This is a genomic window from Vibrio sp. 2033 (assembly GCF_033339735.1).
Window position 1 is genome coordinate 1 of record NZ_JAWOVC010000743.1, and the last position, 538, is coordinate 538.

The following is a 538-nucleotide window of genomic DNA, read 5'->3' on the forward strand; positions in this document are numbered from 1 at the left end:
CGGATGATCCGTATGCCCAAGAGTATTTCTCAAACTTGTTAAAGCAAGCCATCGAGAAAACCAAGGAAATGTTTGATAGCCCTGTTAAACAGTATCTTCTATTCGCAGATTTTGAGCAGCAGGTTAAAGACCGTGATGTAGCAGGATTACCAACGGATCGCTTTGCAGAGCTTGACCCTAGAATCAAACGCAATGTTCAAGCCTACTTTGGACTGTTCTTAAAAGTATTAGGAGAGCCGTTGCCTCTAACGGAAGACCAATGTTTTCAGTATGCGTTAGACATTGATGGCATTGTGCGTAAAGCGGTTGCTGAGTTTTCAATTAACCCATCGGAGATTGAAAACCAGATCCGTTTAGGGCTATTGCCACTGCTGTTCGCTGATGTGGGTATCGATAAAGCGCAAGCTATTATTACAGATGTCATTCAAATCACCCGTCTTGGCCTGTCTGGTAATAATAAGTCAGGTCACTAAGCATGACTTCTGTTAACCATCAAGAAGGCAATACCGAGGAATACAGCTTCATCTATGGTGATGAA

General features: G+C 42.8%; 1 pseudogene. It reads left to right on the forward strand.

Annotation, left to right across the window (positions count from 1 at the left end):
* Positions 1-473: pseudogene (locus R7P74_RS28850) on the forward strand (type I restriction endonuclease subunit R); the annotation flags it as partial.
* Positions 474-538: the final 65 nt, after the last annotated feature.